General features: G+C 54.4%; 9 protein-coding genes and 1 pseudogene. 4 read left to right on the plus strand and 6 right to left on the minus strand.

Annotated elements, in window-relative coordinates:
• From ABJQ89_RS05500 to mnmA, 6 genes are all read right to left on the minus strand, one after another.
• A partial coding sequence (locus tag ABJQ89_RS05500) for a biotin/lipoyl-containing protein (protein WP_348495271.1) occupies positions 1-134 on the minus strand: 134 nt, incomplete at its 3' end.
• 13 nt (positions 135-147) lie between these two features.
• Complete coding sequence (locus ABJQ89_RS05505) at positions 148-1,512, minus strand: pyruvate dehydrogenase complex E1 component subunit beta (RefSeq protein ID WP_348495263.1); 1,365 nt, start codon at positions 1,510-1,512, stop codon at positions 148-150.
• Positions 1,513-1,515: 3 nt separating this feature from the next.
• Positions 1,516-2,517, minus strand: a complete 1,002-nt coding sequence (pdhA, locus tag ABJQ89_RS05510) for a pyruvate dehydrogenase (acetyl-transferring) E1 component subunit alpha (RefSeq protein WP_348495264.1) — start codon at positions 2,515-2,517, stop codon at positions 1,516-1,518.
• Between the two features lie 121 nt (positions 2,518-2,638).
• Complete coding sequence (locus ABJQ89_RS05515) at positions 2,639-2,941, minus strand: septum formation initiator family protein (protein WP_348495265.1); 303 nt, start codon at positions 2,939-2,941, stop codon at positions 2,639-2,641.
• A 164-nt stretch (positions 2,942-3,105) separates the two neighbouring features.
• Complete coding sequence (locus tag ABJQ89_RS05520) at positions 3,106-4,098, minus strand: LLM class flavin-dependent oxidoreductase (RefSeq protein WP_348495266.1); 993 nt, start codon at positions 4,096-4,098, stop codon at positions 3,106-3,108.
• Positions 4,099-4,101: 3 nt separating this feature from the next.
• Positions 4,102-5,247, minus strand: coding sequence for a tRNA 2-thiouridine(34) synthase MnmA (gene mnmA / locus ABJQ89_RS05525; RefSeq protein WP_348495267.1), 1,146 nt, complete (start codon positions 5,245-5,247; stop codon positions 4,102-4,104).
• Between the two features lie 123 nt (positions 5,248-5,370).
• On the opposite strand from mnmA, the gene ABJQ89_RS05530 reads away from it, so the two are divergent.
• The 4 genes and pseudogenes from ABJQ89_RS05530 to ABJQ89_RS05545 all read left to right on the plus strand — a co-directional run.
• On the plus strand, positions 5,371-5,649 hold the full coding sequence (locus tag ABJQ89_RS05530; protein WP_348495268.1) for a DUF1153 domain-containing protein: 279 nt from the start codon (positions 5,371-5,373) through the stop codon (positions 5,647-5,649).
• Between the two features lie 94 nt (positions 5,650-5,743).
• A complete protein-coding gene (locus ABJQ89_RS05535; protein WP_348495269.1) occupies positions 5,744-6,460 on the plus strand; it encodes a response regulator transcription factor in 717 nt (238 codons plus the stop codon).
• Positions 6,461-6,570: 110 nt separating this feature from the next.
• Positions 6,571-8,691 (plus strand): NAD-dependent DNA ligase LigA, encoded by a 2,121-nt coding sequence (gene ligA / locus ABJQ89_RS05540; RefSeq protein ID WP_348495270.1) that lies wholly within the window; start codon positions 6,571-6,573, stop codon positions 8,689-8,691.
• Positions 8,688-9,627: pseudogene (locus ABJQ89_RS05545) on the plus strand (ATP-dependent DNA helicase RecG); the annotation flags it as partial. The gene ligA and the pseudogene ABJQ89_RS05545, both read left to right, overlap by 4 nt.

A 9,627-nucleotide genomic window follows, 5' to 3' on the forward strand; every position in this document is an offset into this window, starting at 1 on the left:
GTCGCTTTGTCGGTTTCGATCTCCGCCAACAGGTCGCCAGAGGAGACCGTATCGCCCTCCTTCACGAGCCATTTGGCCAGCGTGCCTTCCTCCATCGTTGGGGATAGGGCGGGCATGAGTATTTCGATTGCCATGTGTTAATTTCCCTTAACGATATGTAACGCTGCGCACGGCGTCGATCACCTCATCGGTGGTCGTCAGAGCGAGCTTTTCAAGGTTTGCCGCGTAGGGCATCGGAACGTCCTTGCCCGTGCAATTGATGACAGGCGCATCGAGGAAATCAAAGGCCTCTTGCATCAGCACCGCTGAGATATGATTGCCGATGGACCCCACTGGGAAGCCTTCCTCAACCGTGACACAGCGATTGGTTTTCTTGACGCTTTCGATCACTGTTGGCGTGTCCATCGGGCGCAAGGAACGCAGATCGATGACTTCACAGTCAACGCCGCTTTCTGCAAGTTTTTCAGCCGCTTCCATGGCGTACGTCATGCCGATACCGAAGCTGACGATGGTCACATCTGTGCCTTCGCGGGCGATGCGCGCCTTGCCAATTGGGACGGTGAAATCATCCATCACAGGCACATCGAAAGACCGACCATAAAGGATCTCATTTTCAAGGAAGATCACAGGGTTCGGATCGCGAATAGCAGACTTGAGCAATCCTTTCGCATCCGCTGCCGTATAAGGCATCACAACCTTTAGACCCGGAATATGCGCATACCATGCAGCGTAGTCCTGAGAGTGCTGAGCACCGACACGTGCGGCCGCGCCGTTGGGGCCGCGGAACACCATGGGTGCACCCATTTGACCGCCGGACATATAAAGCGTCTTCGCTGCAGAATTGATAATGTGATCAATCGCTTGCATGGCGAAGTTAAACGTCATGAATTCAACGATTGGCTTCAAACCACCGAAAGAGGCACCAACTGCGATGCCGGTAAATCCGTGCTCTGTGATTGGCGTATCAATCACGCGTTTGGAGCCGAATTCGTCGAGCAAACCTTGGGAAATCTTGTAAGCGCCTTGGTATTCGCCAACTTCTTCGCCCATCAAAAACACGTCTTCGTCGCTGCGCATTTCTTCGGCCATGGCGTCGCGTAATGCTTCGCGCACGGTTTGCTGTTTAACCTTTGTGCCTTCGGGCCAATCGGGCTCCGGTGCTTTGTATTCCGCTGCAGGTGCCGCAGCGACCGTAGGTGCTGGCGCCGCTTCATCTGGCGCGCTCGGGGCAGGCGCTGATGTGCTGCTTGCAACGTCAGATGCGCTTTCGCCGTCTTCCAGCAACACCGCAATCGCTGTGTTGACTGCAACGCCTGCGGTGCCTTCGGCCACAAGGATTTGACCAATGACGCCTTCGTCAACGGCTTCAAATTCCATCGTGGCTTTGTCTGTTTCAATCTCTGCGATGATGTCGCCAGAGCTGACTGTATCGCCTTCTTTGACCAACCATTTGGCCAGCGTGCCTTCTTCCATCGTTGGGGACAGGGCGGGCATAAGGATTTGGATGCTCATGTCTTATGCCTCCACGTCTGCATAAATGTCGGTCCAAAGCTCGGACAGTTCGGGCAAAGGGCTCTCCTTGGCAAATTCTGCCGAGGCGTTCACCACCTTCTTGATATCTTTGTCGATCGCTTTGAGGTCATCTTCGCTGGCGTGTTTGCCGGTCAAAAGAATCTCGCGCACCTGTTCAATCGGATCGCGCTCATCGCGCATTTTCTGCACTTCTTCGCGTGTGCGATATTTTGCCGGATCAGACATGGAATGTCCGCGATAGCGATAGGTTTTGATCTCTAGAATATAAGGACCCTTACCAGAGCGGCAGTGTTTCACAGCGCGATCACCGGCGTCTTTGACGGCGAGAACATCCATGCCATCCACAGCTTCACCCGGAATGCCAAAGGCCGCGCCGCGCGTATACAGCTCTGGCGTAGAGGTCGAGCGACCCTGCGCTGTGCCCATCGCATATTGGTTGTTCTCAATCACAAAGATGCAGGGCAAATCCCAAAGCGCAGCCATGTTGAAGGTTTCATAAATCTGACCTTGGTTCGCAGCGCCATCGCCGAAATAGGCGAAGGTCACACGACCATTGTCTTTGTACTTATCAGCAAACGCCAAACCCGCACCAATCGGCACCTGCGCGCCAACGATGCCATGACCGCCGTAGAAATGTTTCTCCTTGGAGAACATATGCATAGAGCCGCCTTTGCCCTTGGAATAGCCATCGGCGCGGCCTGTCAATTCGGCCATCACACCATTGGCATCCATGCCGCAGGCCAGCATATGACCGTGATCGCGATAAGAGGTGACGCGCTTGTCGCCTTCCTCTGCTGCGGCCTCAAGGCCGACAACAACCGCTTCTTGTCCAATGTAAAGGTGGCAGAAGCCGCCGATCAGGCCCATGCCATAAAGTTGGCCGGCTTTTTCTTCGAACCGACGGATCAGCAGCATGTCTTTGTAATATGCGAGCAGGTCTTCAGCGGAAACGTTCGGTACCGCTTTTGATTTTTTTGCAGCCATATGCGGTGCATCCTCCCAGAAACACAAATTGATTTAACGTTAAACAATAGTGTACCGCAGCATCGCGCGCATGACTAGGGGGCACGTTGAATTGTAAGGGAAGTGCTAAAAAATCAGCGGTTTATTCGATGACAATTTCGTCAGCGCGCAGCAAACCGAGCACGTCGCGCGCTTGTTGATCCAAAAGATCAAGGTCGAGATAGGTGTCAGACAAGCGCTTGGTAAGGTTTTCCATCTCGACAACTTCTGCTTCGAGCATCGCAAGTTGTTCGCTCAGGTCGCGCGCATTTACCGTGATTTCGGCGCGGCGAAACACGCCATAGTCACCTTGCACAGCCGCAAATGTGAAATAGGTCGCAAGGCTGAACGCCACTGCGAAATAGATCAAAGCGCCAAGCGCGGGTTTTGCGGTGTTCGATGTCATACTGCCCTCAAGGTGTCTCTGACGGACACCATTGATCCTCTGTGCCACGAAGCTTTGCCGTCGGTCAGCCCCTTTTCCCCGTATTCTGAGATTCACTGGAACAGGTGTGTGCTGAAAAACACAGCTATGCCGAGCAAAAGGCGTTTTTCGCGCTCAGGTGAAAGTCAGGCGCTGGACACCAATGATTTCAACACCTTCGCTGCCAGCTCAAAGGAATGCACGCGCGCGCCGTGATCGTGAATCATACCTGTGACGATTAATTCATCCGGTTTGTAACGCGTTATCAGCTCATCCAGGCCACGATAGACCGTGTCCGGTGCGCCAGACGCAGAGCACGACAGCGCGTGATTCACTTGGTGCAGCACAGGCGCAGGAATGCGCGCGTCTATGTCGTCGACGGGCAGGGGCAGCTTGCCCGCTTTGCCCGTGCGCAATTTCGCAAAAGCCAGCAATTGCGAGGATCGAAGGTAGCGCGCTTCCTCATCTGTGTCCGCAACGCAAACGCCAGCGGCCATCATCGCATAGGGCTCTTTGAGCGTTTCGGAGGGTTGAAACGAGCTGCGATAGATTTCCAGAGCCTGTTCCAACATGTCCGGCGCAAAATGCGACGCAAACGCATAAGGCAGGCCCAAAAACGCGGCCAATTGCGCACCATAAAGGCTCGACCCCAGAATCCAGACAGGCACATGTGTGCCGTGACCGGGGACTGCGCGCACTTTGCTGTCTTCAGTGCCAAAGTATCGGATCAATTCCTGCACGTCCTGCGGAAAACTATCCTCAGGTGCCATATGACGGCGCAGCGCACGGGCTGTCTCCATATCCGAGCCAGGCGCGCGGCCAAGGCCCAGATCAATGCGATCGGGATAGAGCGTGGCGAGCGTGCCGAATTGTTCTGCAATAACAAGGGGCGCATGATTTGGCAGCATAATGCCACCCGCACCAACGCGCATGGTCTTTGTCGCCGCCGCAACCTGCGCGATGATCAGCGAGGTCGCAGCGCTCGCAATGCCGGGCATGTTGTGATGCTCGGCCAGCCAATAGCGGTGATAGCCTGCCTTCTCTGCAGCAACGCCAAGCGCGATAGTGTTCGCAATCGCATGTCCCGCGCTTTGCCCTTCAGGGATGGGCGAAAGATCCAGCAGCGAGAACTGTTTCATGCCTCAATACCCGCGCCAAATCCAGCCGCCGCCAAAGATGCGCGAACTCTCGGTGTCGTAAAACACGCAGGCCTGACCGGGGGAGACACCATCCTCTGGCGTCAGCAGCTCAACGCTGGCTTCGGTTTCCGAAATCGGGCGGATGATCGCAGGGCGCGGTGGACGGGTCGAACGCACGCGCACCAACACATGCCATTCCTCTTGCGACATCAGCGGTGCGTCGCCAAGCCAGTTGATTTCGCGCACAGGAATAGTGCGCGTGCTCAGCAGCTCTTTCGGGCCGACGATCACATGTTTCTTGTCCACATCAAGACGCACAACATAGAGCGGATCGGCCAAACCGCCGATGCCCAAACCACGACGCTGCCCAATCGTATAATGAATGACGCCATTGTGCTGGCCCAGAACATTGCCATCCGTGTCAACAATATCACCGGGTTCCGCCGCGCCAGGGCGCAGTTTCTCGATCACCGCCGCGTAATTTCCGTTAGGCACAAAACAAATATCTTGGCTGTCAGGCTTATCCGCCACGCTCAATCCAAACTTCGCCGCCAGTTCCCGCGTTGCATCCTTGGAGGGCAGGTGGCCCAATGGGAAACGCAGGAAATCAAGCTGCTCTTGCTTGGTCGAGAACAGGAAATAGCTCTGATCGCGCGCATCATCGGCGGCTGAATGCAGCTCTGCCTTCTCTGCGCCCATCTTGCGCTGAATATAATGACCCGTGGCCATGCAATCTGCATCCAAATCCTTGGCTGTTTCCAGCAGGTCTTTGAACTTCACGCGCTCATTACAACGAATGCACGGCACAGGTGTTGCACCCGCCAAATAACTGTCTGCAAATTCATCTATCACCGCGTCTTTGAACACATTTTCATAGTCCAAGACGTAATGGGGAAAGCCCATTTCTTCGGCCACGCGACGCGCATCATGGATATCAAGACCTGCGCAACACGCACCCTTTTTGGCCAAAGCCGCGCCATGATCATAAAGCTGCAAGGTCACGCCAACGACGTCATAGCCTTCCGAGGCGAGCTGCGCTGCCACAACAGAGCTGTCCACGCCGCCTGACATCGCGACGACAACGCGCGTCTCGGACGGTGGCTTTGCAAAGCCGAGACTGTTTAATTTTTGCGGGTGATCCAGCGCCATGACGGCAACTCCTTAGCAGAACCTTAGAAATATAGGAAAATCCTAAACACTCTCAAGGGGGCGTTTCACTTCGCTTTAAGAGATTGGGTGCAGAAAGGCCAGAAGTAGAAACGAGGCGGTAAAATGTATCTTAAGAAAGTCGAAGGCCCCCGTGCCGTAACCCTGCCTGATGGGCGTGTCATGAGCCAAGCAGATTTGCCCCAGCCCAACACGCGGCGCTGGGTCGCATCGCGCAAAGCTGCGGTCGTGCGCGGTGTCACCTATGGGCTGATCTCTAAGAGCCAAGCGCTTGAACGATATAGTTTAAGTGAGGAAGAATTCGCCCATTGGCTGCAATCAATCGCCGATCATGGTGAGGATGCTTTGAAAACAACGGCGATACAGCGGTATAGACAACCCTAGGTTGATAAGTTACATTTTTATTCAGCGAGGAAAGGGTTCTTTAACTATTTTCGCTCAGCTTGCCTTGGAAGCATTAAGAAACGGAGTGATCTCTATGCGAGTACTATTGGTTGAGGACGATCCTACGACGTCAAAAAGCATCGACATGATGCTGACCCACGCCAATCTAAATGTCTATACGACCTCTTATGGTGAAGAAGGGATCGATCTGGCGAAGTTGTATGATTATGACTTAATTCTCTTGGATCTAAATCTACCTGACATGAACGGCCATGAAGTCCTGCGCCAATTGCGTCTTGCACGTATCGACACCCCCATTTTGATCCTGAGCGGATCGGATGACACAGAAAACAAGATCAAGGGCTTTGGCTTTGGCGCCGATGATTACCTGACCAAACCTTTCCATCGTGATGAACTCATCGCGCGCATTCATGCAATCATTCGCCGCTCTAAAGGGCACTCACAATCGGTCATTTCGACGGGCAAGATTGACGTGAACCTTGATGCCAAAACAGTTGAGGTCGAAGGCGCGACAGTACATCTCACGGGTAAAGAATACCAAATGCTTGAGCTTCTCTCACTTCGCAAAGGCACAACGCTGACCAAGGAAATGTTCTTAAACCACCTCTATGGCGGTATGGACGAGCCAGAACTTAAAATTATCGACGTATTTATTTGCAAATTGCGCAAAAAGCTTTGCGAAGCCACGAATGAGGACAGCTATATCGAAACTGTTTGGGGGCGCGGTTATGTGTTGCGTGATCCTGTCGATAATAGCCTCAATGATCAACAGTTGGCAGTCGCGGGCTAGTCTCTGAAGCGGTTTTGTTAAACTCGTAAAATCTTACGCGTTGCGCGCGGGCTGCTCTGGACGCCTGCGCGTGCCACCCTTATCACTAGGCTCAAGTTAAGGGGGTGCGCATGAGCGAGATCGAAATTTCCGATTTGAACGAAGACACTGCGCGCGCAGAGCTAGAGGCTTTGGCAAAGCAGTTGTCCCGTGCCAATACGGACTACCATACCAATGACGCGCCCGTCTTAACCGACGCCGAATATGATGCGTTGAAGCGGCGAAATCTCGAGATTGAAACGCGCTTCCCAAATCTGAAACGCGCAGATAGTCCAAGCGAACAAGTCGGCGCACCAGTGCAAGACGGATTTGGGAAAATCACCCATGCACAGCGCATGATGTCCTTGGACAATGCGTTCACCGATGAAGATGTGGCTGATTTTGTTCAAGGAATTCGCAAGTATTTGGGCCTGTCTGTTGATACACCGCTTGCCTTTACAGCAGAGCCGAAGATCGACGGATTGTCCCTTTCGCTGCGCTATGAAAACGGGAATTTGATCCAAGCCGCCACCCGAGGCGATGGCGCGACAGGTGAAGACGTCACCGCAAATGCGCGCGTTATTTCAGACATTCCGCATCAGATTGACGGCGCGCCTGACGTTCTAGAGGTGCGCGGCGAAGTCTACATGAGCCATGCGGATTTTGAGGCGCTCAATGCCCGCCAAACCGAACGCGGTGGCAAGGTCTTTGCCAATCCTCGCAACGCAGCGGCGGGATCGTTGCGCCAATTGGATTCAAAAATCACCCAGTCACGTCCGTTAAAGTTCTTCGCTTATGCTTGGGGCGAGCTGTCTGAGGCGCTGTCAGACACCCAATTTGGCGCAATCGAACGGCTGGCCGCTCTTGGCTTTCAGACCAACGATTTGACCAAACGTTTGGTAAGTGCGGCAGAACTTATCAAACATTATCAAAGTATTGAACAGCAACGCGCCGCGCTCGGATATGATATCGACGGCGTTGTGTATAAGGTGGATGATCTGTCCTACCAAGCGCGCCTTGGCTTTCGCTCAACCACACCGAGATGGGCGATTGCCCATAAATTCCCGGCAGAGCTTGCATGGACGCGGCTTGAAAAGATTGAAATTCAGGTCGGTCGCACCGGCGCGCTGAGCCCCGTCGCGCGCCTGATGCCCGTTACAGTTGGCGGCGTTGTTGTGTCGAACGCGACATTGCACAACGAGGATTATATCCTTGGTCGCGATAATTCCGGTGAGGCCATTCGCGAGGGTCGCAGTATTCGCGAGGGCGATTGGGTCCAGATTTACCGCGCGGGCGACGTGATCCCGAAAATTAAGGATGTGGATCTCAGCAAACGACCCGACGATAGTGTTGAATTCGATTTTCCAAAGATTTGCCCCGAATGCGATAGCAAAGCCGTCCGCGAGGAAGGCGATGCCGTGCGCCGCTGTTCGGGTGGTTTGATCTGTCCCGCGCAAGCTGTTGAACGCCTTAAGCATTTTGTGTCTCGCGGGGCTTTTGATATTGAAGGGCTTGGCGCGAAACAGGTCGAAATGTTCTATCACGATGAACTGCTTTCGATCCGCGAACCCGCTGATATTTTCACCCTGAAAACCCGCGATGCGGGCCAGTTGGGGAAGCTCAAAAACCGCGAAGGCTGGGGCGACAAGAGTGCCAAGAAGCTGTTTGAGGCGATAGATGAGCGCCGTAACATCGAATTCGGTCGCGTGTTGTTCGCCCTCGGCCTACGCCACGTCGGCGCGCAAAGCGCTAATTTGATCGCGCGTCACTACGGCGCTTGGGATGTATTCGTGCAAGCCATGGACAATGCGGTGCATAAATCAGGTGCCGCCTGGGATGAATTGCTGGGAATCGACGGCGTGGGCGAGGTCATGGCAACCTCTCTTGTCACCAGCTTTGCACAAGAGGCCGAGCGCGCATCGATTACGAGATTGACGGATGAATTAACCATAAAAGACGCCGAAAAACCCAATACGGACAGTCCCGTCGCGGGCAAAGTCGTGGTGTTTACCGGCACGCTCGAAAAGATGACCCGCGCCGAGGCAAAAGCGCGCGCAGAGGCCTTGGGCGCAAAGGTTTCCGGTTCGGTCTCGGCGAAAACAGACATTCTGATTGCGGGGTTGGCCGCAGGGTCGAAGGCGAAAAAGGCTGCAGATTTGGGTGTGCAAATCATGGATGAGGACAGCTGGCTCGCGCTCATTGAAGACTTATGAGCGGCCGCCCCGAAGTTCTTTTCCCTCTATTCGCCGCGTTGACGGGGTTGGAGGGCGTCGGGCCGAAAACGGCGCAAAATATGGCTGCGCTTGGCGTTGAAAAGCCACGTGATCTGTTGTTTTTGCTACCTTATTCTGGGATTGATCGCACGATCAAAGACACGGTGCAGGGCGCTGATCTGCCCAATACATTGACGGTTGAGGTCGAGATCGGCCAACACCGACCGCCCCGCAACAAGGGCGGTGCGTATCGGATTGATGTGATCGACGCGCAGATTGCGTTTCAATTGGTCTATTTTCATGCGCGTGGCGATTATCTCGGTAAACTGCTGCCAACCGGACAACGGCGCATTGTGTCCGGCAAAGTCGAACTGTTCGATGGCTTGGCCCAAATGGTGCATCCTGATCATGTGGTGCAGGTTGAAGAGGCCCAAACCATCCCCGCATTCGAACCCGTTTATCCGCTGACCGCCGGCGTGACGCAGAAACCGTTGAGCAAAGCAATGGCGAGCGCGTTAACCAAGCTGCCGGAGTTGGTTGAGTGGATCGATGCGGAGCAATTGAAGCAAAAAGGCTGGCCGGATTGGCGTACGGCGATTGAAACAGCTCATGCGCCTCAAAGCCTTGGCGATCTTGCGGCAACGGCGCCCGCACGTGAAAGGTTGGCCTATGATGAATTCATGGCGCATCAGCTGACCCTGGCGCTTGCGCGGGCCAATCGACGCCGCGCGCCCGGGATCGAAAGCCACGGCAACGGCAAACTGCGCAATAAAGTCTTAAGGTCGCTGCCCTATGATCCGACCGGCGCGCAAATGCGCGCAATTGATGAAATCACCACGGATTTGGCCAGCAGCGAGCGTATGAACCGTCTACTGCAAGGGGATGTGGGATCTGGTAAAACCTTGGTCGCCTTCATGGCGCTTCTCGCTGTTGTTG

Source organism: Planktotalea sp. (assembly GCF_039984035.1).
GTDB lineage: Bacteria > Pseudomonadota > Alphaproteobacteria > Rhodobacterales > Rhodobacteraceae > Planktotalea.

Coding starts and splice junctions, on each gene's coding strand:
- ABJQ89_RS05505 (WP_348495263.1), bottom strand. CDS start 1,512: ATGAGCATCCAAATCCTTATGCCCGCCCTGTCCCCAACGATGGAAGAA.
- pdhA (WP_348495264.1), bottom strand. CDS start 2,517: ATGGCTGCAAAAAAATCAAAAGCGGTACCGAACGTTTCCGCTGAAGAC.
- ABJQ89_RS05515 (WP_348495265.1), bottom strand. CDS start 2,941: ATGACATCGAACACCGCAAAACCCGCGCTTGGCGCTTTGATCTATTTC.
- ABJQ89_RS05520 (WP_348495266.1), bottom strand. CDS start 4,098: ATGAAACAGTTCTCGCTGCTGGATCTTTCGCCCATCCCTGAAGGGCAA.
- mnmA (WP_348495267.1), bottom strand. CDS start 5,247: ATGGCGCTGGATCACCCGCAAAAATTAAACAGTCTCGGCTTTGCAAAG.
- ABJQ89_RS05530 (WP_348495268.1), top strand. CDS start 5,371: ATGTATCTTAAGAAAGTCGAAGGCCCCCGTGCCGTAACCCTGCCTGAT.
- ABJQ89_RS05535 (WP_348495269.1), top strand. CDS start 5,744: ATGCGAGTACTATTGGTTGAGGACGATCCTACGACGTCAAAAAGCATC.
- ligA (WP_348495270.1), top strand. CDS start 6,571: ATGAGCGAGATCGAAATTTCCGATTTGAACGAAGACACTGCGCGCGCA.